Below are 18,910 nucleotides of genomic sequence, written 5' to 3'. Positions count from 1 at the left end.
GCCATTCAGCTCGTCATACCGGCAATGCTAGCTGGGGCTCATGGATAGGTATAAAATTCCTAAAATGGGATAATAATCGGCAAGTTTTTTTGAAGCAATTACAATGAGCGCATTTTAATTAAGCATTAGCATTATTCCCCGGCAGACCAATAACCCCAAGAGCAAGGTATTCTATGAGCAAAGCGTCCGAGCAAAACAAATTCCAGAGCATTGATCGTGCTCTCGCCGACATCACGGCCGGCCGGCCCGTGATCGTCGTTGACAACCCCGACCGCGAGAACGAAGGCGACTTTGTGATGGCGGCCGAGGACGCCACCCCGGAGTGGCTAGCCTTCTTTATGCGCTATTCCACGGGTATAATCTGCGCCCCCATGACCGGTGAAGTCTGCGATCGATTAGACCTGCCGCCCATGTACCCCGACAATCAAGACCGCAACAAAACCGCGTTCACCGTTTCGGTCGACGCGCGCGAAGACGTCACCACCGGTGTCAGCGCCGCCGATCGAGCTCGCACGTTGCGGTTGCTGGCCGACCCCGAAACCACGCCCTCCGTACTGACGCGGCCCGGTCATATGTTTCCCCTGCGCGCCCGCCCCGGCGGCGTACTCGTGCGCGGCGGCCACACGGAAGCTAGTGTCGACCTCATGCGCCTGGCCGGCAAACGACCGGTGGCGGCGATCGCCGAGATGGTCAATCTCGACGGCACCATGATGCGCATGCCGGAGCTCGTGGAGTTTGCCCGCGAGCACAAATTGGCCCTCGTTACCATCGCCGATCTCGCCACCTACCGCCGCCAAAACGAAGCGCAAATCGAGGAGCTGGCCGCGGCCAAGCTGCCCACTGAGTTTGGCCAATTCCGCGTCTCGGTGTGGCGCGACGAGATCACGGGCGACGAACACCTGGCGCTCGTCGCCGGCATCATCACGGCCACTGAGCCCACGCTCGTGCGCGTGCATTCCGAATGCATGACCGGTGATATTTTTCGGTCGCTTCGCTGTGATTGCGGTCCGCAACTAGCCGCCTCGCTGGATATCATAGCCAAAGCCGGCGCCGGTGTGGTTGTATATATGGACGGGCACGAAGGGCGGGGGATTGGCATTGCTGATAAAATCCGCGCCTACGCGCTCCAGGATCAGGGCGCCGATACCGTCGATGCCAACCTCCAGCTGGGGCTGCCAGTGGACGCGCGCGAATATCACGTGGCCGGGCAAATTTTGCGAGCCCTGGGCGTGCGTCAAGCGCGCTTGCTCACCAATAATCCCGATAAGCAGGCCGGCCTAGCCAGCCACATCGAGATCATTAGTCGTGAGCCGCTTGAGATTGAGCCCAATGTGCACAATCTCCACTACCTTCAGACCAAAAAGCAGCGGCTCCATCACCACCTAGCGCTCGGCGAGACAGCCCCCAAAAAAATAACCACGAAGGAACCAGTATGAGCACCGACGGCCGTAGCCAAAGCCAAACCCTAGAAGCCGGAGGCCTACGAGTAGCCGTTGTAGCCGCTCGCTGGAATGAAGATTTAATCGAGCGCATGGTCACCCGGGCCGTCGAGGAGGCCAAACGCCACGGGGTCACTGAGGTCGCGGTCGAGCACGTCGATGGCTCGGGCGAACTGCCGAGCGGCGCGCAGGCCCTGGCCCGCTCGGGCAAATTCGACGCCGTAGTCGCCATCGGCGTCGTCTTGCGCGGCGGCACGCCCCATTTCGACACCGTGCTGCAGCGCGCCACCGATGGGCTGCTGCGCGTGGCACTAGAGGAAGACGCGGTCGCGATCGGCGATTGTGTGATTGCCGCCTACGACCGCGGCCAAATCGAAATGCGCGCCGGCGGCCCCGGCACCCACGAAGACAAGGGCGCCGGCGCTATGCACGCGGCGCTTGACCTTGCCTTACTCAAGCGCAAATACCGACCGGACGCCACCTAGGCATGTCCGCTCCTCGCGCGCGCCTCATCGCCGTCGACGTCATGGACACGCTCGTGCGCGAGGCCTGGATGGACGCGCTCGAGCAATCCGCCGGCCTCAGTCTCGCCGAAATCAACCGCCGCCAAGACCCGGCGCTGTGGCGAGATCTCGAGGCCGGCGCCATCGACGAAGCGGCCTATTGGCGAGGCCTGCACGCCGGCGGCGTCACGGTTGATCCCACGGTGTTCCACCAGGCCCGCCGCCAGGGTTACGCCTGGCTGCCCGGCGCCCGCGAGCTGTTGGCCGATCTGCGAGCTGCCGGCCACACCGTGGTACTCGCCTCCAACTACACCGCCTGGATCGAAGACCTGCGCCGCACCAAATTTGCCGGCCTGCCGCTCTACGTGTCGTACCAGATCGGGGTGCGCAAGCCGTCACTTGACTTCTTCGCTCCCCTGTTGCGCGACCACGACGCCGCCGTCACCGAGCTCATACTCATCGACGACAGCCCGCCCAACGTTGATGCCATCACCCGCGCCGGCGGCACCGGTATTCTGCACCACGATACCGGCCAAACCAGAACCACATTACAACAATTAGGAATTCTCACTTGAATAAGCGCCCCTACGTCATCATTTCTAGCGCCCAATCGCTCGATGGCTATCTCGATGATGGCACGCCCCAGCGCCTCATCTTGTCCAACGACGAGGACTTCGACCAGGTCGACGCGCTGCGCGCCTCGGTGGACGCGATTCTGGTAGGCGCCGGCACCATCCGCGCCGACAACCCCCGGCTGCTGGTGCGATCTGCGGCCCGGCAGCAAGCCCGCACCCAGCGCCAGGCCTCGGCTAGCCCCACCAAGGTCACGCTCCTCGGCGCCGGCGAGCTCGATCCCGCCGCCGCGTTTTTCACCGCCGGTTCGGCGCAGCGACTGGTGTACACCACCGACGAGCACCTCGAGCGGCACCAGCAGCAGCTGCATAGTCACGCCGCGGTGGTGAGCCTGGGTGCGCACGCCACCGTAGAGGCGATACTGGCCGACCTGGCGGGCAGGGGAGTACGGCGCCTGCTCGTGGAGGGCGGCAGCCACATACTGAGCCAATTTTTCGCCTCGGGCTTGGTGGATGAACTCAGGCTAGCCACCGCCAGCTTTTTTGTGGGCGATAGCAAAGCCCCTCGCTTTGCCGCCGCGGGGCCGGTGGTGTGGGGCAAAGACCACCACCTCGTGCTCGAAGACGTCACCGCCCTGGGCGACGTCGTGGTCGCGCACTACCTTGCGCCCGAGCTCGACGCCGCCGATCGGACCTGGATGAAGCTCGCCTTCGAGGCATCTCGCAAGTGCCCGCCCACCGACGCCGCCTACTCGGTCGGAGCCGTCATCGTGGGTGCCGATGGCCGCGAAATCGCTCGCGGCTACTCGCGCGAAACCGGCCCCAAAACCCATGCGGAGGAGGTGGCGCTCGCCAAAGTCGCCGGTAGCGCCCAGCTCGCCGGCGCCACCCTCTATTCCACGCTCGAGCCCTGTTCGGCCCGCGTCTCGCAACCGACATCGTGTGCTCAGCGGATCGTTGACGCCGGTCTGCGACGGGTGGTTTACGGCTTAGAAGAGCCATTATTCCTGCAAGACTGCCAGGGCGCAGAATTACTCCAGGCTGCCGGCCTCACCGTCCGAAAGCTGCCCGATCCCGCCTTCGCCGCCCAATTTCGCCACCTCAACGAACCTACGTTTGCCCGTTTTGAATCTAATTTTGAATCTAATCAGGAGAAGTAATATGTTTACCGGCATCATCCAGCACGTTGGCGAGGTCACCAAGCTCGAGCGCCTGGCCGACTCCATCCGCCTCGGAGTATCCGGCGTTCCAGCCGATGTAGCGCACGGCGAGTCCGTGGCCGTCAACGGTGTTTGTCTCACGGCCACCGGCGACGCTCGGCACGGCGTGTTCATGGCCGACGTCATGGACGAAACCCTCAAGCACACCACCCTCGGCAGCCTCCAGCCGGGCGACCGCGTCAACCTCGAGCGTGCCGCCACACTGGGGTCATTCCTCGGCGGCCACTTGGTGCAAGGCCATGTCGACGGCGTGGGTACGCTCACCAAACGCACGCCGGGCGAGGCCTGGGAGGTACTGCGGTTTGAGGCACCGCCCGAGGTGCTGAAGTACCTCGTTTCCAAAGGCTCCATTACCGTGAGTGGCGTCTCGCTTACCGTGGTCGAGCCCGACCGTACCGGCTTCTCGGTCAGCCTCATTCCCACCACCTTGCGCGACACCACCCTCGGCCGCCTCCAGCCGGGCGATCACGTCAATCTCGAGGCCGACGTCATAGGCAAATACGTCGCGGCACAACTAGCAGCCTATCGGCCCACTCCTGCGCCCTAGATGCTACTCATCATCGCCGCTCTCGTCGCGGCGCTGGGCTACGGCACCGCCAACTTTCTCGGCGGGCTAGCTTCGCGCCGACAACCGGCCGCCATCACCATGTTTTTGTCCCAAATCACCACCTTTTTCATGGTGTGTATCATGGCGCCCCAGGCCGGCGGCCGACCCGGCTCCCTGATGCTCGGCGCCACGGCCGGCGTGCTGGCCTTTGCCGGTGCGCTGCTCGCCTACGTGTGCTTTTCGCTCGGCCGCCCTATCGGCGTAGCCGCGGCCCTGCTCGGCACCACGGCGGCGGCCGTTCCGGTAATTGCCGGCTGTGCCACCGGCCGTCCGCCCAGCGCCCTCGCCGCGGCCGGCCTGGCACTAGCCCTCGCCGCCGTTGTCGTGCTCGGCTGGCCCCGCGAAACCCGCACCGATCTGCGCGTCGCGTTGCTGGCGGCGGGCTCCGGCACTGCCTTTGGCATTTACCACGTTCTGATTTCACACACCGACCACACCACTGCCTTTTGGCCGCTCCTAGCCTCCCAAACCGTGGTGGCCGTGCTCGCCTGGGGCGCCGTGGTGGTCACCCGCTCCCGGCCCGCCGGCCCCGTCGCCATCCGGCTCTCGGTCGGCGACGGCCTGGCCTCTACGGTGGCCACCGTCGCCGCTCTGGCCGCCGTGCGCAGCGGCAGCCTAGCCGTGGCCGGCACCGTTATCGCGCTCTCGCCGGCCGCCACCGTGCTGCTGAGCCGCATCTTCCTCGCCGAACGCCTCCATCGCACCCAAGCCGCCGGCCTCGCCGCCGCCCTGGCCGCCATAGTGTTGCTCACCTTGCCCCAATAGACCGCTCCGCCCAACCTGAATCTCAAAACCCCAGCCTTATTTCGAGTGACTCGGTGATTTTTGACAATTTTTGTCATTTTTTGCCTATCCGTTCTAATGGACTCAGTGAGAGCGAGGAAGATTTAGGGGGTTTCGAGACTCAGGTCGCCCAACCTTGACAAAAACCCAAAAGTTAATGTAGCATGTCTACGTGCTGCCGGACCGGAATTCTCTGCAAGCAACATTCACCGGTTCAAAACACATGCACCACCTTTGAAATTACCTCATGCGCACATATCGCTCGCATCGCCTCATTTCACATCAGACCGTTGTGTTCGGCAGCACACGGTCTTCCTCTCCAGAGGGGAGAGGGTGAATGAAGGAGAGCACCATGTCGCACCTCACCGTTGTTCCGACCCCGCTCGTCCAGGGCTCCATCCTGGACGAGCTGTTCGCGCGCACGTGCGAGCTATTCGGGGCGAGCCCGGTGTTCGAGCGGGTCGAGGAGGGCAACTACGGCCCCTTCACCCTGCTCGTCGCGGCCACCATTCACGAGACCGCCTTCCAGATCCTGGAGGGTTGGTACGCGAGTGACGGTTGCGACACCCCCGGCCTGCTGGCTGAGCTGGACGAGCTGAATCTTCAGCTCAACGCCACCCTCGTCGAGGTGTGGCAGTCCTACCGATTCCGGAAGATCGTCCAGAGCGCGAACCGTGGGGAAGAAGACGGCTTCGTGCTCGCGCGGACGATCGCCTGGATCATCCAGCGGCTCGAGGAAGACTCCGTCGTGAAGACGGAGAGCAACCGGCGGTACGCCCTGCGCGAGGAGCCTCGTAAGCTGCTCGCGCTCCAGGGGGTCCCGGCGCGGCGACGCCGCCGCCGGTTCGCGGGCTGATCCTAGCCCAAACCCGAGTCTGATGCCCCGCGCTTCGGGGTTGGGCTCTCGCTCGGGCGCTCCACCCCCGGATGGGGTCCCCCGGTGCTACGGTGCCGGGGTGACCCCTCCGGGGTTCTTACGTTCTGATCATATGCTATAAAATAGAAGTCCAAACCAGGTGGACAAAGCCCTCGCAAAAACCCCTCAAAGGAGGAGTCGGTGAACCTGAAAGCTGCCCTATGGGTTGTCGCCGCCGTTGTTGGTGGCGTTCTAATCGGTGGCGCGATCGGGCGGGGCGAAGGGGGCTTCATCGCAGGAGGCCTCATAGGCGGCATCTTCTTCCTGATCATCTACCCCCGCCGCCAAGGCCCTCCCCGCTAGGCCCACACCACTACTCGCCCCCCCCGACCCAAAGAGGAGAGATCGGTGAAAAAGCCGATAGTTGCCGGTTTTGCCGCCTTTGGCGCAATTCTCGGCGCCAGCCTCGGCCCCATCGGAAGCCCGGCGATGGTCGTCGGCATCGTGGTGGGCGCCGTCGTCGGATTCGTCTGCGCACAATGGGTCAATCGCTGACCACCCTGGACGCAAGGACGGGCGGTCCCTGCACCGCCCGTCCCTCCTAACAACAAGCTCGCGTAAGGTATAATCAAATCCCGTGAATCAATCCCACACCCGAAATTTTTGCATCATAGCGCACATCGACCATGGCAAATCCACCTTGGCCGATCGTATGCTTGAGCTCACCGGCACGGTCGCACACCGCGACATGCAGGCCCAACTCCTCGACTCCATGGACCTCGAGCGCGAAAAAGGCATCACCATCAAACTCCAGCCCGTAAAGATGAAGTGGACCCCCAGTGGCGCGACGGGTAGTGCGGAGGAAGATTCGCCTGAGCACGGAGGCGCTGGTTCAGATACCGCACTCCCCGAAGAGACGGATAGCGTTCGCCGACGCGAAGGCGAATCTTCCGCAGCCTACATAGCAAAAGGGGAGTACACATTAAATTTGATTGATACACCAGGCCACGTCGATTTCAGCTACGAAGTGTCCAGATCGCTAGCGGCGTGCGAAGGGGCCGTATTGGTAGTCGACGCGTCGCAAGGAATTCAGGCCCAAACCCTCGCCAACGTCTACCTCGCCATCGAAGCCGGCCTCGAAATCATCCCCGTGCTCAACAAAATCGACCTCCCGGCCGCCGACCCTGAGCGCGTCGCCGGCGAAGTTGCGAGCCTCCTCGGCTGCGATCCGCACACCATCCTGCGCGTCTCCGGCAAAACCGGCCAAGGCGTGCCCGAGGTCCTCGACGCCATCATCGAGCAGGTCCCGGCGCCAAAAGGCGACCCAGATGCCCCCTTGCGCGCGCTCATTTTCGATTCCATCTACGATGTTCACCGCGGCGTCATCCTCTTCATCCGCGTCGTCGATGGCGTTATTAAACGCCACGATACCATCATCCTCATGGCGACCCGCGCCGACGGCCTCGCCGTCGAAGTCGGCACCTTCGCGCCCAAACAAACCGCCGCCCCCGAAATCCTCACCGGCCAAATCGGCTATGTCGTCACCAACCTCAAATCCATTTCCGAGGCCCGCGTCGGCGACACCGTCACCCTCACCGCCCGCCGCGCCACCGACCAACTCCCCGGCTACCGCCAAGTCAAACCCTTCGTGTTCGCCGGCTTTTTCCCCACCTCAAATGAGCAATACCCCTTACTCAAAGACGCCCTCGAAAAACTCAAGCTCAACGACGCGGCGCTCATTTACGAGCCCGAATCCTCGCAGGTCCTCGGCTTCGGCTACCGCGTCGGCTTCCTCGGCCTGCTGCATCTAGACATCATCCGCGAGCGCCTCGAGCGCGAATACGGCCTCGACATGGTCGTCACCAGCCCCAGCACCGACTACGTCGTGGTTGCCACCGACGGCACCGAGCGCACCATCCGCAACGCCGCCGACCTCCCCGACCCCAGCCACATCGCCGAAGTCCGTGAGCCGTGGATCAAAGGCGAAGTGGTGGTACCCGGCGATTACATCGGCGGCGTCATCAAGCTCATCAACCAAATCCGCGGCCTCCAAACCAACCTCACCTACGTCGACGAAAAACTCGCCCTCGTCGCCTTCGACGCCCCGCTTGCCAACGTCCTCACCGACTTCTACGACTCCCTCAAATCCATCACCTCCGGCTACGGCAGCTTCAATTACGAGCTCTCCGGCTACCGCACCGAAAAACTCGTCCGCCTCGACATCCTCGTGGGCGGCGACCCCGTCGACGCGCTGTCCATGATCGCGCACTCCGAAGAAGCCTACCGCGCCGGCAAACAAATCGTCGAAAAGCTCAAAACCCTCATCCCCAAGCAAAACTTCGAGGTCTCCCTCCAAGCCGCCATCGGTGGCAAGATCATTGCCCGCGAAGACGTGAAAGCCGTGCGCAAAGACGTCATCGCCGGCCTCTACGGCGGCGACGTCACCCGCAAAAACAAGCTTCTCGACAAGCAAAAGAAGGGCAAAAAACGCATGAAACGCGTCGGCAAATTCGACATCCCGGCCGAAGCCTTCATGATCCTGGTGAGCAAAGATAGCTAATTCAAAATTCCTTTGCTTGACTCCAGCACCGCCATCGGCTAGGATTTGCGCGTTCGGCAGAACAAAAGCCGAACTTCCTCCGACAAGAAAGGAGCGGTCCTCGTGCCGCATCCCTTCGCTGTTCGCAGTACGAAAGTGCTGCTGGCGATCATCGCGGGCCTCGTATTGGCCCTCGTGCCCGCCTCCTGGGCATCCGCCCAAGTAACCATTCCGCCCGGACCAATCGCCACGTTGGCATCGGCACAGCCAGTGGCGACCCAGCGCGTAGTACACGCCGAAATTCCGCCCGGATGGGCAGGTGCGTACTTCGCAACCTCGTACCTGTTCGGGTACGCCTCAAGCCCTTCGGCCGTGATCCCCGACGACGAGAACGTCAACATCGTCTCCATCGCGCCGCCAGACGAGCCACTCGATCGCCCCGTCGATCTCACTCTTGACGTTGCCGACCACAATCCCGAGGCAAGCCTCTACTTCATGATGCGGGCGAACCTCCAGGGCGGCTTCATCAGCGACTGGTCCGTCCCGCTCCTGATCCTCGGCCCAGGAAGCACTCCGCCTCCCGGGAAGCAGCGGGGACGCGTCACCAGCGTCACCTGGTCGGTCGGCGCTACCACGCCATTGTGGAACATGGATGTACAGGTCGGGCTCGCCGCGGTGTCCTGTCCGGCCACGCTCGTGCTCGCGATCGACACCTGGGAAAAGCGATCCTCCATCTGTGATAATGGAGGCAACAGTCCGGCTACGCTGGCACTGAACTGGAAGGTCTTCAACGCCAACCATCAGTTCACTCCCGGCACCACCGTTACCGTCGTCGCCTACATCGCGCGCTCCAAGGAGGCGGGCTTCGGTGACGATGGCAATGCGCATCTCGTCGTTCCCTTCGCCCCGGCGCTCATTGGGGTCGGCGATTCGTACACCAGCGGCCACCACCAGGATGTCGACAACCCGCTCTGCGTTCCGCAATCACTGCCAGTGATCGGACCCTGTCATCCCGTCTCGCTCATCGAAAACGACTCTGACTTCTCGTGGATCACACGGCTTGGGCGCAAACTCAACGCCAGTATCCCGCCCGCCTGGACCTACCGCGTAGTAGACCTAGCGCAGAGCGGTGCCACCACCCGCCAGATGTTCGAGCAGGGCCAAATCGCCGCCATGGCTCAGGGTCTCGCCGCCCGCGGCCGCACCTGGAGCATCGTCGGCTTCACCGGCGGCGCGAACAACGCCAAGCTCGACGACATGCTGTCGGACTTCTACAGCGCGCACAAGCTCGGTAGGCCCCGACCATGGAATGTAACTGAGTGGGCCGACTGCCCCGATACCCAGGCGATGTATGCCCGCGCCTTGAGCGAGTCAAACATCATCAGGACCGACCTGACGCAAATCCTGGTGACTGGGCGCGCGGCGTCAAACACCACACGCTTCCTGGACGCCCTATACCCATACGTCCTGAAGGCCGGCAACATCTGTCAGCTCGACCGGCAAATATTCCCAAACCCGAGCGATCCCACGCAGACCACAACATGGCATGGGGCTGGGAGCGTTGTCGATACCCTCGATGATCTTCATCTGACGCTAACTGGGGCCGACGTGATCCATGTCGATCTCCGCTCCGGGTTTGGCGACAACCCTCTCCCGAAGCTCCAGCAGACCAGATATTACGGCTATCCCCACCCCGACGATAGCGGACAAAGCAGAATTGCCAATCTGGCAAACGACGGCCTGAGGTAACTCGGGCACGGCTTCCCGACGGTGACGTTTCCAGTCATCGTCGGGAGGTCGCAAAGCTAGACATGAAAAAATTGTTATGCTCTTTCGTATATAATCTGGACATGAACTTTTCAGCACCATTTTTCGCACTTTCTCCCGACGACCCATATTGGATTTCACTTTGGGCCCACCGCTACCACACCTACGAAGCCTACACCGGCATATTCCTCGTCGTTCTGATCCTCGCCTTCGTAGTCCTCACCATCCTTGCTCGTCGCACACAGGACCTCAAGCGTCGCAAGCGGCTTTGGCTCGCCCGCAAGCTCGGTACCTATCTCGCAATTGTTGGCTGGGGGTTATTTGTTGCGTATGAGTTCGGGTTAATCCAGTTACCGTAGAGTTGTGCCCGGGTAGAGTTGTGCCCGGTCAGTAAATATTTTAATCCCCTGTACCCAGACAGGTACAGGGGATAATTCGCTCGAGCCCCTTCCGGGCCCCTAGAAGAGCGCGCCGAGTATCAATGCCAAACCCGAGACGACCATCAGCACCATCATGGCGTTCAGGGCAAACTGGTTACCCCGTTTCACCACCAGCCTCCCGCCCAGGTAGCCGCCCCCGAAGGTCGTCAAACAATTGCTTTACACCAGTAAGTAATTACAATGTAGTCATGCCCACTCGACCCAAAACCATCACCCATCTCACCAAAATCGGCAATTCCCGCGGCATTCGCATCCCGAAGGCGCTCATCGAGCAGGCCGGCCTCACCGAAGCCAGCGAGCTCGAGCTCATCGCCCGTGACGGCGAAATCCTCATCGCCAACCATCGTCGTCCCCGCGAAGGCTGGGCCGAAGCCATGGAGGCCGCCTACGCGCGCGGCGATCTCGAACTCACCGAAGAAGATCTCGATTGGCTCAACATGAAATCTCTCCCCGACGAATTGCCGGCCGACGAGGACCCCTGGTGGGAGTAATGCGCGGTGAGGTCTACCTGATGAACCTCGATCCAGTCATGGGCAACGAAGTCGGCAAGCCCAGGCCGTGCGTAGTGATATCTCCCGATGACCTCAATCGTCGGGCGGGCACGTTCATCATAGCGCCGCTCTCCTCGCAGCATCGTCGCTATCCCAGCCGCGTCGATTGCCAGTTTCGAGGGAGGCAAGGGCAGGCTCAGCTTGACCAAATCAGGGCGTTGAGTCCGCTTCGGATTGTGTCAAAATTAGGCCGGCTCGAAGAAGACCAGCTCAATCTCATCCTCGACCGCCTCGCCGAAATGTTCGCACCATAATACCAGGCCACACCCCGCCAGACCGTGCTAAACTAACCCCAAAACGAGGGTAAGTTTTATGCGTCGACTAGTTCAATCCATCACCATGTCATTATTTGCTCTGGGGAGCCTCATTCCGCTCGCCGCCAGCGCCGCCACGCACGCCATCACGGCCGGCACCAATGGCGCCAGCTGCGGTTCTGGCGGCTACTTTACGCCGCCGTCCATCTCCGCCACGTCGGGCGAATCCGTCACGCTCACCTTCTCGGTGCCGGCCAACGATCCCTATGCCGGCGGCATGGAGGTGCGCGGCTTTCCCGGCGGCACCTTCCAGATAGCCCGCGGCGGCTCGGCTAGCACCACCTTCACCGCCGGCTCCAACATCTCGTTCTCCGGCTACTGGCCCTCGAGCGGCTGCCACAAGGGCGACGGCACCGTAACGGTCTCGGCCGCGGCCGCCACCGCCACGCCGGCCCCTGCTGCCTCGGCCACCCCGCCGGCCGCCAGCGCGAGCCCCAGCGCTTCGGCCAGCGCCAGCCCCAGCGCGAGCGCTTCGCCGTCGCCCACCGCCAGCCCGGCCGCCAAACCCACGCGCGTGCTGGGCCTCAGCGCTGGTGCCGCCTCGGGCCTGCTCGTGGCGCTGGTCGCCATCATTATCGCCATCGTGCTGATAGTCCGCCACCGCGCCGGGCGTGGCCCCAAAGACCCTACGCCTCCGGCTTCGACCCCTCCGGTCCCGCCAGTTTCGTAAAGTCCTTCATAATCTGCGCCGAATGTCCCATCGGGGTCACCTTGGGGTATTCTTTGGCGATCTGTCCCTGCGGGTTGATCAAAAAGGTTTTGCGCGTAGCGCCCACGTATTCCACGCCTAAAGTCTTTTTCTTTCCCCAAGCCCCATACGCCTCATGCACGGTGCGCGATTCGTCTGCCAAAATCGGAAAATTCAAGTGGTGTTTCTCGGCAAACTGCTGATGGCTCTCCACCGAATCGCGCGACACGCCCACCACGCTCAAGCCCCTGGCCTGCAGCGCCGGGTAGTCATCGCGAAAGGCGCAGGCCTCAATGGTACAACCCGGCGTGTCGTCCTCCGGATAAAAATACAGCACCAGCCATTTGCCAGCATAATCCTTAAGGCTACGAATAGTTCCGCTCTGATCTGGCAAACGAAAATCGGGGGCAGGTTTCATGACTATCCTCTTGAGCATCAACGTACCATAAGTGGTATAACTAGAACCAGAGCCATCTAACCGAGGGGATGAATCGTGACTGATACACCAACCGATACACCACCCGAAACCAACACATCCGGCGCTGTTGATACAACCGCACCACCCGAAACCGCTCCCGTCGTCCCGCCCCCATCACCCACCGTTCAGCCGTTTGAATCCGGCGGCGGGCCGCCTCCGCCCGAACAAATCAAACGCAAGCGCAGCTTTGGCGGAATCATTGCCCTACTCATTCCGGTAGTCCTTGTCGCGCTGCTCGCCGCCGTCTATCTCTTGTATGGCGACCAAATCAAATCCAAGGTCGGGCTCGGGCCGTCATCCGCGCCAAAGGCCCCCATCACCAACTACGCCGCCGGCGTCGACGCCTCATTGCAGGCCGCCGATGCCAGCCTGGGAGACGCCAATACCAGCCTGGACAACACCAGTAGCGCGTTGAATGATAAAGCCGGAGACCTCACCGAATGACCTACCGCGCCATTACTCGCCGCCTTCTCGTCGCCGCCCTGCTATCGGCTATGCCGTACGCCACCGTCAACGGTGTCGCGAGCGCCACCCCCGCCGCCCCGGCCGACAATGCTCAGCGGCTCACCAACCTCAAGGTCAAAGGTGATGCCGAAATCACGCGCCGCATCGCCAGCCTCACCGCCGCCTCCGAAAAACTCCGTGCCAGCAATAAGCTGACCCCGGCCGATCTCGCGGGGCTTACCGCCCAAATCAACGCCGAACTTACCGGCCTTGCCAACCTCCAAACCAAGCTCAGAGCCGACACCGTCCTTGCCGCCGCCCGCACCGACGCCGCCAGTATCGTCAGCGACTACCGCGTGTACGCGCTGGTGCTCCCCAAAACTCGCCTCGTCGCCACCTACGATCGCATCACGGCCGCGCAAGCCAAATTTACCCAGCTCCAAGCGCAGCTGCAAATTCGCCTCGAGGCCGCCAAGACCGCGGGCAAAGACACCGCTCCGCTCGTCGCCGCCAAAAAAGCCTTCGACGCCAAACTAGCCGCGTCGCAAAGCCGCACCAGCGGTCTCGGCGTCAAATTGCTCGCACTCCAGCCGTCCGATTACAACGCCGACCGCGGCATCCTTGAGGCCAACCGCCTGGTACTCGTGACTGCCCGCGACGATCTCACCGCCGCCCGCGCCGCCGCCAAAACCATCGCCGACGGCCTCAAAGCCCTCAAGTAGGCCTATTCAAAGCCCTAGTACCCCAGCCATAGCGGCCGGTAATCATCGGGATTTGCCCAGACATCATCTGGCCAGGCCCGTCCCTGGGGCTGTTGATTTACCGTTATCAGGCGCAGGCCGGTTTCGGGGTGATCCGCCGCCAGGTAGGTATGAAGCAGCTCGGTAGTAGGTACGTTTGCCCGCGGCGTCCAGGTAAAGGGTCCGGTCGGCTGGGCGCTCACAAACTGACCCACATCCGCCGAGAAAGCCCCGCCGCGTTTCGTCGTGATCACCACTTTGCCACCTTCCAGCTGCACCGAAAACGCGCTATCAGTTCCATCTACGCTACTGCTAATGATATCCGTGGCCGCTGGCTCAGAGGTCCCCCAGCTATGACCATCCCAGAAACGCCACGCCGACATTGTAGCGAGATGGCCCGAGGGCACACGCGCCACCCGCACCGAATATCCCCACGCCCCGGCCGGCAAATAGGCTCCATAAATATACACATATCCACCGGTTGCCATCACGCCGGTTCCCCATTGCACGCCCCCGGCCCGGCCGGTCGACGGCGTGGGGGCAAAGCCGGTAAAGGCGGGGGTCACCGCCGTTCCTACGTTAAAGCTAGCCATATCCGTGCCGAGTGCGGCAAAATAGGGCCAACTATCAGACGCCTTCACATGCGGCGCCATCATGTACAGCTTGCCCCCATCAACCACCGCCGGCCCACCCCAGTAGTAGCTTCCGTCGGCCTGATTCGGAATCGCCTCGGCGGTCCCCAACTGCTGGATCTGCGTTCCGCAGGTAAAAACCACCATATTATGAATAAAATCATGACTATCGAGCCGCGCCGTATCACCAAATATCCAGGCTATTCGACCATCCGGCAGTAGGGTCGAGAGAGCCCCGTCACCGGCCCGCGGCAGCTGACGAAACAAAGCCTGCCATCCGGCCGGCGTGGTGGGGTTTCGCGCGCACCTGGTGACCGCGGCCGATGGCGCCGCCGTTACCGCTTGCGCCAGACCGGTCGGCGCCACCAAGGCTGCCGCAGCCACCAAGGTTATGCTTCGCATCGCCTGAAAGATCTTCATGGACGCATCCTAGCACAAATCTACACCCCGGTTCGGCGCCCCGTGATCAGATTGTAGATAAACACGACCAACGCCACCACCAACAGTATATGAATAAGGCTGCCACCAATATGACCGATCAACCCCAGTAGCCATAAAATCACCAGGACCACAATTATGGTATAAATCATACTTCCCTCCAGTTACTCGTGTGATTTTGCCTTGCTTAAAGCATCATTACTTTGTGCATAATTACAAAAGATAACCAAAAATAAGCCTAGCCTCATCAAAAACTACAGTCCTTCACCAGATTGGCACTCTTGACGCATGAGTGCCAAAGCCAGTAAAATAATCTTATGACACCCCGCCAGCAAGACATTCTCGGCGCCATCGTGGAGCTATATGCCAAAACCGCCGAGCCAGTTGGCTCCATGGCGCTCTGCGAGCAATTCGAAACCTCCAGCGCTACGATTCGTGCCGAGATGGCCGCGCTCGAAGCCGGCGGCTACATTATGCAGCCCCACATCTCCGCCGGCCGCGTCCCCACCGACAAAGGCTACCGCGCCTACGTCAACGCCCTCGATGAGCCCACCCACGACGGCCGCCACGAGCAGGCGCTCGCCCACCAAATCCGCACTTCCGGCGAGCATGAGCGCACCATCAAAAACGCCGTCGAGTCGCTGGCGCACGTCACCTCCAATCTCGGGCTGGCCACCATCGGCGCCAACCTTTACCTCACCGGCATGGCCGGGCTGTTTCAGCACCCCGAATTCAACGGCGGCCGCCAGGCCTACGAAGTCGCTCGCCTGCTCGACAGCCTCGAAGAATGGCTCGCCGAAGCCGCCCCCAACGCGCCCATCAGCGTCTACATCGGCCGCGAGAACCCCATTGGCCGGGCCTCCGGCGCCACCCTCATCATCAGCCGCTTCCAGTCGCCGTTTTCGAGCCGTAGCTACATCGGCGTCCTCGGTCCCACCCGCCAAAATTACGGCCCGGTCATTGGCCTGGTGCAATATACCGGTAAACTATTAGAGGAAGCCCTCAATTAGGAGAAATTATGGCCAAAAAGACCGAAGATCAGCAGTCCGAAGCCCAAAACCAATCCACCACCGAAGTCCACGTTGAAGCTCGTTCCGAGCAGACCATAACCCCCGGCACCGTCTCCAACGACCAAGTCGCCGAACTCACCGCCGACCTCCAGCGCCTCCAGGCCGAATTCATCAATTACAAACGCCGCGCCGACGCCGAGCGCGCCGACCTCGCCAACTTCGCCACCGCCCGCGTGGTGCGCGAATTTTTGGCGGTGCGCGACAGCTTCGACCAGGAGCAGGCCCACCGCCCGGCCAAATTCGACGCCGCCTGGGCCGCCTCCATCGACGCCATCCGTGCGCAGTTCGACAAGGCCCTATCCAACCTCGGCGTCGAGCGCTTCGAGTCTGTCGGCCAATCCTTCGACCCCCACCGCCACGAGGCCGTCGCCTCAGACGGCGCCGGCGACACCGTCACGAAAGAGCTCCAGGCCGGCTACAAACTCGGCGACACCATCCTGCGCCCCGCCATGGTGGAAGTGGGCGGCTCGTCCGAGCCCGCAGCGTAAACCGATCTGCTATCATAATCGTACTATGAGGCAACAAGGCCCACCTCCCGAATCCTCGATTACGCCCCACGACTCGACCCCCACCGATTGGGAGCTCCAACACCTTCCCTCGCTCAATGATCAAGTCCGGCGTCGCAGTGATGCCTTTGAGGATTGGCCAACCCCAGGCACAACCCCGGAACAAGCCGCTAGCCATGTCGACAGTTCGCCGGTCAAAGCTTCCGGCCGCCCCGCCCATCACGATCGCTGGAGCGACCAAGATTCCGACTGGGGTCCCGACGACCCGCGCACGCAAGCCCGCGTCGAAGCCGCTCGCGTAGCCGTCGAAGCCGCATCCTTCCCGAAAACGCCGGCCGAAGCCTCTCAGCCAGCCAGCCCAGAGGGCCGCACCACCCATGGCTCAGATAGTATGGCGGACGAGGACTCTAGCCCAGCCCCAAAAGCCCGGCGCAAGGGACCCCTACAAGCTGTCCGGGAATCGGTCAGAGAGGTATTCCGAAGGAATTCCAATAGAAATCAGGCGCCCGCACGTGAGGAGCGGCGTCGGCCCGCTGCCCCGGAAGAAATCCATTTCGACGAGGAAAGCGCTTCCCGGGCCATCATGTCAACCGCTCGCGAATATGAAATCCCCCTTGATTTAGACCGATTAAAAAGGCTTGTAGAAGTAGCCAGAGACAAGGTAACGAATAAAAGCGAGTTTAGCGGCCAAGAAAGCCCGTACGATAACGAAGGATTAATAATTCATCCACCAGATTTAGAGGATGAGTCAACCAGCAGGATTGATTTCCTTCCGCCTTCCACGGCCAATGGGGTAGTTGCCCGCACCCCCCAGCGTGAAGATATGACACGTATCATGCTGATGGGTATACGCGGGATGCAGGATTACCTGCTACTCGTAGACGCCGGGTATATCGCTCGGCCAACAAAAATTCGAGGCAAAACCAATCCAACGATGGCCACTATTGCTAAGAGATTTGGGTTCGTTGCCGCCGACCCTATGCCTGATGAAAGCATGCCAGACAGCAAGCAAATTACGGTGGAAGCCAGTTTTGATGATATCCACGAACACATGCTTTCTCCCGAGATTCGGCGGTATGAGACCTTACTGGCAAAACGCGCCGCTAGTAATTAGCACTCTTGACACCCGAGTGCCAATTTCCTAACCTAAAATCGTACAAAAAATAGTAAACCTTAAGCCCCTAAGGAGGTACTATTATGGCCAATTCACTCATCACTTGGGACCCGTTCCGCGAGCTCGACGACATGACCGACCACATGAACCGGCTCGTCAGCCGCAGTCTCACCGGTGTCGGCACCGGCCTACCCGCTGCACCCGCCACCGACATCTACGAAGAGGGCGGCAAGCTCGTTGTCGAAACCGCCCTGCCCAACTTCAAAGACGATGATGTAAACGTACAAATCAACCAGGACCGCCTCGAGATCAAAGCCGAGCACCGCTCCGAAGACGAGAAAAAAGACCGCAACTACCTGCGCCGCGAAAGCACCCAGTCGAGCTACTACCGCCAGTTTATGCTGCCTTCAGACATTGACACCGACTCCGCCGATGCTAAGTTCGAAAACGGCGTTCTGTGCGTCACCTTCGACCGCAAAGAGCCCCCGCAGCCCAAGCGTCTGCAGCTGTCGAGTGGCAAAAAAGCCGACAAGAGCGAAAAATAATCTCATGATCTAAGCAAAAAGCCGCCGCCGCGGCTTTTTGTTATTCTAGAACCATGTCTACCAACCCAGACCTCCCCATTCTCGCCTTTGCCACTCCCGTCGACTGGGAGCAGTGGCTGGCTAAGAATTCTGCCTCCTCCGGCGGATTATGGCTCAAAATAGCCAAAAAATCCTCACATACCCCATCCGTAACCTACCCGCAGGCTCTCGACATAGCCCTCTGTTATGGCTGGATCGACGGTCAAAAAAACGCTCTCGACGACCATTTTTGGCTCCAAAAATTCACCCCCCGCCGGCCCAAAAGCGCCTGGTCGGAGATAAACGCCGCTAAAGCCGAGCAGCTCATCACTGCCGGCAAAATGCACCCGGCCGGTCTCGCCCAAGTCGAAGTCGCCAAACAGGACGGTCGCTGGGCCAAGGCCTATGCCAGCCAAAGCACCGCCACCGTCCCGGACGACCTTGCCGTCGCGCTTGAGGCCAATCCCAAAGCTAAAGCCTTCTTCGCCGCGATCAACGGCAGCAACCGTTACGCGATTCTGTACCGAATCCAAGACGCCAAGCGCCCTGAAACTCGCGCCGCCCGCATCACTAAATTCGTGGACATGCTCGCTCGCGGCGAAACGTTGTTATAGGAATGATCCGCATCACATCAACCTCAAGACTC

At 61.4% G+C, this 18,910-nt stretch carries 25 protein-coding genes; 21 read left to right on the top strand and 4 right to left on the bottom strand.

Annotation, left to right across the window (positions count from 1 at the left end):
• Positions 1–173 precede the first annotated feature (173 nt).
• From VMT30_05730 to VMT30_05680, 11 genes are all read left to right on the top strand, one after another.
• Positions 174–1,436 carry a bifunctional 3,4-dihydroxy-2-butanone-4-phosphate synthase/GTP cyclohydrolase II gene (locus VMT30_05730; GenBank protein ID HVQ44437.1) on the top strand — a complete coding sequence of 421 codons (1,263 nt, stop codon included), beginning with the start codon at positions 174–176 and terminating at the stop codon, positions 1,434–1,436.
• Positions 1,433–1,924 (top strand): 6,7-dimethyl-8-ribityllumazine synthase, encoded by a 492-nt coding sequence (gene ribH / locus VMT30_05725; protein HVQ44436.1) that lies wholly within the window; start codon positions 1,433–1,435, stop codon positions 1,922–1,924. Before VMT30_05730 ends, ribH begins: the two co-directional genes overlap by 4 nt.
• A gap of 2 nt (positions 1,925–1,926) precedes the next feature.
• Complete coding sequence (locus VMT30_05720) at positions 1,927–2,517, top strand: HAD-IA family hydrolase (protein HVQ44435.1); 591 nt, start codon at positions 1,927–1,929, stop codon at positions 2,515–2,517.
• Positions 2,514–3,674 carry a dihydrofolate reductase family protein gene (locus VMT30_05715; GenBank protein ID HVQ44434.1) on the top strand — a complete coding sequence of 387 codons (1,161 nt, stop codon included), beginning with the start codon at positions 2,514–2,516 and terminating at the stop codon, positions 3,672–3,674. Before VMT30_05720 ends, VMT30_05715 begins: the two co-directional genes overlap by 4 nt.
• Position 3,675: 1 nt before the next feature.
• A complete protein-coding gene (locus tag VMT30_05710) occupies positions 3,676–4,281 on the top strand; it encodes a riboflavin synthase (protein ID HVQ44433.1) in 606 nt (201 codons plus the stop codon).
• Positions 4,282–5,106: an EamA family transporter gene (locus VMT30_05705; protein ID HVQ44432.1), complete on the top strand. Its 825-nt coding sequence runs from the start codon at positions 4,282–4,284 to the stop codon at positions 5,104–5,106.
• Positions 5,107–5,461: 355 nt separating this feature from the next.
• A complete protein-coding gene (locus tag VMT30_05700) occupies positions 5,462–5,980 on the top strand; it encodes a hypothetical protein (protein HVQ44431.1) in 519 nt (172 codons plus the stop codon).
• Between the two features lie 408 nt (positions 5,981–6,388).
• Entirely contained in the window at positions 6,389–6,535 is a 147-nt protein-coding gene (locus VMT30_05695) for a hypothetical protein (protein ID HVQ44430.1), read from the top strand.
• A gap of 82 nt (positions 6,536–6,617) precedes the next feature.
• On the top strand, positions 6,618–8,540 hold the full coding sequence (gene lepA, locus VMT30_05690) for a translation elongation factor 4 (protein ID HVQ44429.1): 1,923 nt from the start codon (positions 6,618–6,620) through the stop codon (positions 8,538–8,540).
• Positions 8,541–8,642: 102 nt separating this feature from the next.
• On the top strand, positions 8,643–10,268 hold the full coding sequence (locus tag VMT30_05685; GenBank protein HVQ44428.1) for a hypothetical protein: 1,626 nt from the start codon (positions 8,643–8,645) through the stop codon (positions 10,266–10,268).
• A 101-nt stretch (positions 10,269–10,369) separates the two neighbouring features.
• The gene (locus VMT30_05680; GenBank protein ID HVQ44427.1) at positions 10,370–10,645 is read left to right on the top strand and encodes a hypothetical protein; all 276 of its coding nucleotides are present in this window, start codon (positions 10,370–10,372) and stop codon (positions 10,643–10,645) included.
• A 99-nt stretch (positions 10,646–10,744) separates the two neighbouring features.
• Here the strand turns inward: VMT30_05680 and VMT30_05675 are convergent, their stop codons facing one another.
• Positions 10,745–10,876 (bottom strand): hypothetical protein, encoded by a 132-nt coding sequence (locus VMT30_05675; protein ID HVQ44426.1) that lies wholly within the window; start codon positions 10,874–10,876, stop codon positions 10,745–10,747.
• 38 nt (positions 10,877–10,914) lie between these two features.
• Here VMT30_05675 and VMT30_05670 point away from each other — a divergent pair, with 38 nt between their 5' ends.
• The 3 genes from VMT30_05670 to VMT30_05660 all read left to right on the top strand — a co-directional run bounded on the left by VMT30_05670 (position 10,915) and on the right by VMT30_05660 (position 12,261).
• Positions 10,915–11,217, top strand: coding sequence for an AbrB/MazE/SpoVT family DNA-binding domain-containing protein (locus VMT30_05670; GenBank protein ID HVQ44425.1), 303 nt, complete (start codon positions 10,915–10,917; stop codon positions 11,215–11,217).
• Positions 11,217–11,531 (top strand): type II toxin-antitoxin system PemK/MazF family toxin, encoded by a 315-nt coding sequence (locus VMT30_05665; GenBank protein HVQ44424.1) that lies wholly within the window; start codon positions 11,217–11,219, stop codon positions 11,529–11,531. Before VMT30_05670 ends, VMT30_05665 begins: the two co-directional genes overlap by 1 nt.
• Positions 11,532–11,616: 85 nt before the next feature.
• Positions 11,617–12,261 (top strand): hypothetical protein, encoded by a 645-nt coding sequence (locus VMT30_05660; GenBank protein ID HVQ44423.1) that lies wholly within the window; start codon positions 11,617–11,619, stop codon positions 12,259–12,261.
• On the opposite strand, the gene VMT30_05655 is transcribed toward VMT30_05660, so the two are convergent.
• The gene (locus tag VMT30_05655) at positions 12,218–12,697 is read right to left on the bottom strand and encodes a peroxiredoxin (GenBank protein HVQ44422.1); all 480 of its coding nucleotides are present in this window, start codon (positions 12,695–12,697) and stop codon (positions 12,218–12,220) included. The two genes, VMT30_05660 and VMT30_05655, sit on opposite strands and share 44 nt — an antisense overlap.
• A 75-nt stretch (positions 12,698–12,772) precedes the next feature.
• Between VMT30_05655 and VMT30_05650 the strand changes: the two genes are divergently transcribed.
• Positions 12,773–13,201 carry a hypothetical protein gene (locus VMT30_05650; GenBank protein HVQ44421.1) on the top strand — a complete coding sequence of 143 codons (429 nt, stop codon included), beginning with the start codon at positions 12,773–12,775 and terminating at the stop codon, positions 13,199–13,201.
• The gene (locus tag VMT30_05645; GenBank protein ID HVQ44420.1) at positions 13,198–13,923 is read left to right on the top strand and encodes a hypothetical protein; all 726 of its coding nucleotides are present in this window, start codon (positions 13,198–13,200) and stop codon (positions 13,921–13,923) included. Before VMT30_05650 ends, VMT30_05645 begins: the two co-directional genes overlap by 4 nt.
• A 14-nt stretch (positions 13,924–13,937) precedes the next feature.
• Here the strand turns inward: VMT30_05645 and VMT30_05640 are convergent, their stop codons facing one another.
• Positions 13,938–14,993, bottom strand: a complete 1,056-nt coding sequence (locus VMT30_05640) for a DUF4185 domain-containing protein (protein ID HVQ44419.1) — start codon at positions 14,991–14,993, stop codon at positions 13,938–13,940.
• 20 nt (positions 14,994–15,013) lie between these two features.
• Complete coding sequence (locus VMT30_05635; GenBank protein HVQ44418.1) at positions 15,014–15,163, bottom strand: lmo0937 family membrane protein; 150 nt, start codon at positions 15,161–15,163, stop codon at positions 15,014–15,016.
• Positions 15,164–15,328: 165 nt separating this feature from the next.
• On the opposite strand from VMT30_05635, the gene VMT30_05630 reads away from it, so the two are divergent.
• From VMT30_05630 to VMT30_05610, 5 genes are all read left to right on the top strand, one after another.
• Positions 15,329–16,021: a transcriptional regulator gene (locus tag VMT30_05630; protein ID HVQ44417.1), complete on the top strand. Its 693-nt coding sequence runs from the start codon at positions 15,329–15,331 to the stop codon at positions 16,019–16,021.
• A gap of 8 nt (positions 16,022–16,029) precedes the next feature.
• Positions 16,030–16,569: a nucleotide exchange factor GrpE gene (locus VMT30_05625; protein HVQ44416.1), complete on the top strand. Its 540-nt coding sequence runs from the start codon at positions 16,030–16,032 to the stop codon at positions 16,567–16,569.
• A 601-nt stretch (positions 16,570–17,170) separates the two neighbouring features.
• Positions 17,171–17,701 carry a hypothetical protein gene (locus VMT30_05620; GenBank protein HVQ44415.1) on the top strand — a complete coding sequence of 177 codons (531 nt, stop codon included), beginning with the start codon at positions 17,171–17,173 and terminating at the stop codon, positions 17,699–17,701.
• Between the two features lie 83 nt (positions 17,702–17,784).
• Entirely contained in the window at positions 17,785–18,246 is a 462-nt protein-coding gene (locus VMT30_05615; GenBank protein ID HVQ44414.1) for an Hsp20/alpha crystallin family protein, read from the top strand.
• Between the two features lie 53 nt (positions 18,247–18,299).
• The gene (locus tag VMT30_05610; GenBank protein ID HVQ44413.1) at positions 18,300–18,878 is read left to right on the top strand and encodes a YdeI/OmpD-associated family protein; all 579 of its coding nucleotides are present in this window, start codon (positions 18,300–18,302) and stop codon (positions 18,876–18,878) included.
• The last annotated feature ends 32 nt before the right edge of the window (positions 18,879–18,910 follow it).

The organism is Candidatus Saccharimonadia bacterium, from assembly GCA_035544015.1.
In the GTDB taxonomy this organism is placed as follows: domain Bacteria; phylum Patescibacteriota; class Saccharimonadia; order UBA4664; family UBA4664; genus UBA5169.
Note: the sequence above shows the minus strand (reverse complement) of the source record. Positions and strands in the feature narration are given on the sequence as shown.

What these genes read in the sequence shown, in the direction of transcription:
- VMT30_05730 (HVQ44437.1), top strand. Translation starts at nt 174, where the DNA reads ATGAGCAAAGCGTCCGAGCAAAACAAATTCCAGAGCATTGATCGTGCT.
- ribH (HVQ44436.1), top strand. Translation starts at nt 1,433, where the DNA reads ATGAGCACCGACGGCCGTAGCCAAAGCCAAACCCTAGAAGCCGGAGGC.
- VMT30_05720 (HVQ44435.1), top strand. Translation starts at nt 1,927, where the DNA reads ATGTCCGCTCCTCGCGCGCGCCTCATCGCCGTCGACGTCATGGACACG.
- VMT30_05710 (HVQ44433.1), top strand. Translation starts at nt 3,676, where the DNA reads ATGTTTACCGGCATCATCCAGCACGTTGGCGAGGTCACCAAGCTCGAG.
- VMT30_05705 (HVQ44432.1), top strand. Translation starts at nt 4,282, where the DNA reads ATGCTACTCATCATCGCCGCTCTCGTCGCGGCGCTGGGCTACGGCACC.
- VMT30_05700 (HVQ44431.1), top strand. Translation starts at nt 5,462, where the DNA reads ATGAAGGAGAGCACCATGTCGCACCTCACCGTTGTTCCGACCCCGCTC.
- VMT30_05680 (HVQ44427.1), top strand. Translation starts at nt 10,370, where the DNA reads ATGAACTTTTCAGCACCATTTTTCGCACTTTCTCCCGACGACCCATAT.
- VMT30_05670 (HVQ44425.1), top strand. Translation starts at nt 10,915, where the DNA reads ATGCCCACTCGACCCAAAACCATCACCCATCTCACCAAAATCGGCAAT.
- VMT30_05665 (HVQ44424.1), top strand. Translation starts at nt 11,217, where the DNA reads ATGCGCGGTGAGGTCTACCTGATGAACCTCGATCCAGTCATGGGCAAC.
- VMT30_05660 (HVQ44423.1), top strand. Translation starts at nt 11,617, where the DNA reads ATGTCATTATTTGCTCTGGGGAGCCTCATTCCGCTCGCCGCCAGCGCC.
- VMT30_05655 (HVQ44422.1), bottom strand. Translation starts at nt 12,697, where the DNA reads ATGAAACCTGCCCCCGATTTTCGTTTGCCAGATCAGAGCGGAACTATT.
- VMT30_05645 (HVQ44420.1), top strand. Translation starts at nt 13,198, where the DNA reads ATGACCTACCGCGCCATTACTCGCCGCCTTCTCGTCGCCGCCCTGCTA.
- VMT30_05640 (HVQ44419.1), bottom strand. Translation starts at nt 14,993, where the DNA reads ATGAAGATCTTTCAGGCGATGCGAAGCATAACCTTGGTGGCTGCGGCA.
- VMT30_05635 (HVQ44418.1), bottom strand. Translation starts at nt 15,163, where the DNA reads ATGATTTATACCATAATTGTGGTCCTGGTGATTTTATGGCTACTGGGG.
- VMT30_05630 (HVQ44417.1), top strand. Translation starts at nt 15,329, where the DNA reads ATGACACCCCGCCAGCAAGACATTCTCGGCGCCATCGTGGAGCTATAT.
- VMT30_05625 (HVQ44416.1), top strand. Translation starts at nt 16,030, where the DNA reads ATGGCCAAAAAGACCGAAGATCAGCAGTCCGAAGCCCAAAACCAATCC.
- VMT30_05620 (HVQ44415.1), top strand. Translation starts at nt 17,171, where the DNA reads ATGTCAACCGCTCGCGAATATGAAATCCCCCTTGATTTAGACCGATTA.
- VMT30_05615 (HVQ44414.1), top strand. Translation starts at nt 17,785, where the DNA reads ATGGCCAATTCACTCATCACTTGGGACCCGTTCCGCGAGCTCGACGAC.
- VMT30_05610 (HVQ44413.1), top strand. Translation starts at nt 18,300, where the DNA reads ATGTCTACCAACCCAGACCTCCCCATTCTCGCCTTTGCCACTCCCGTC.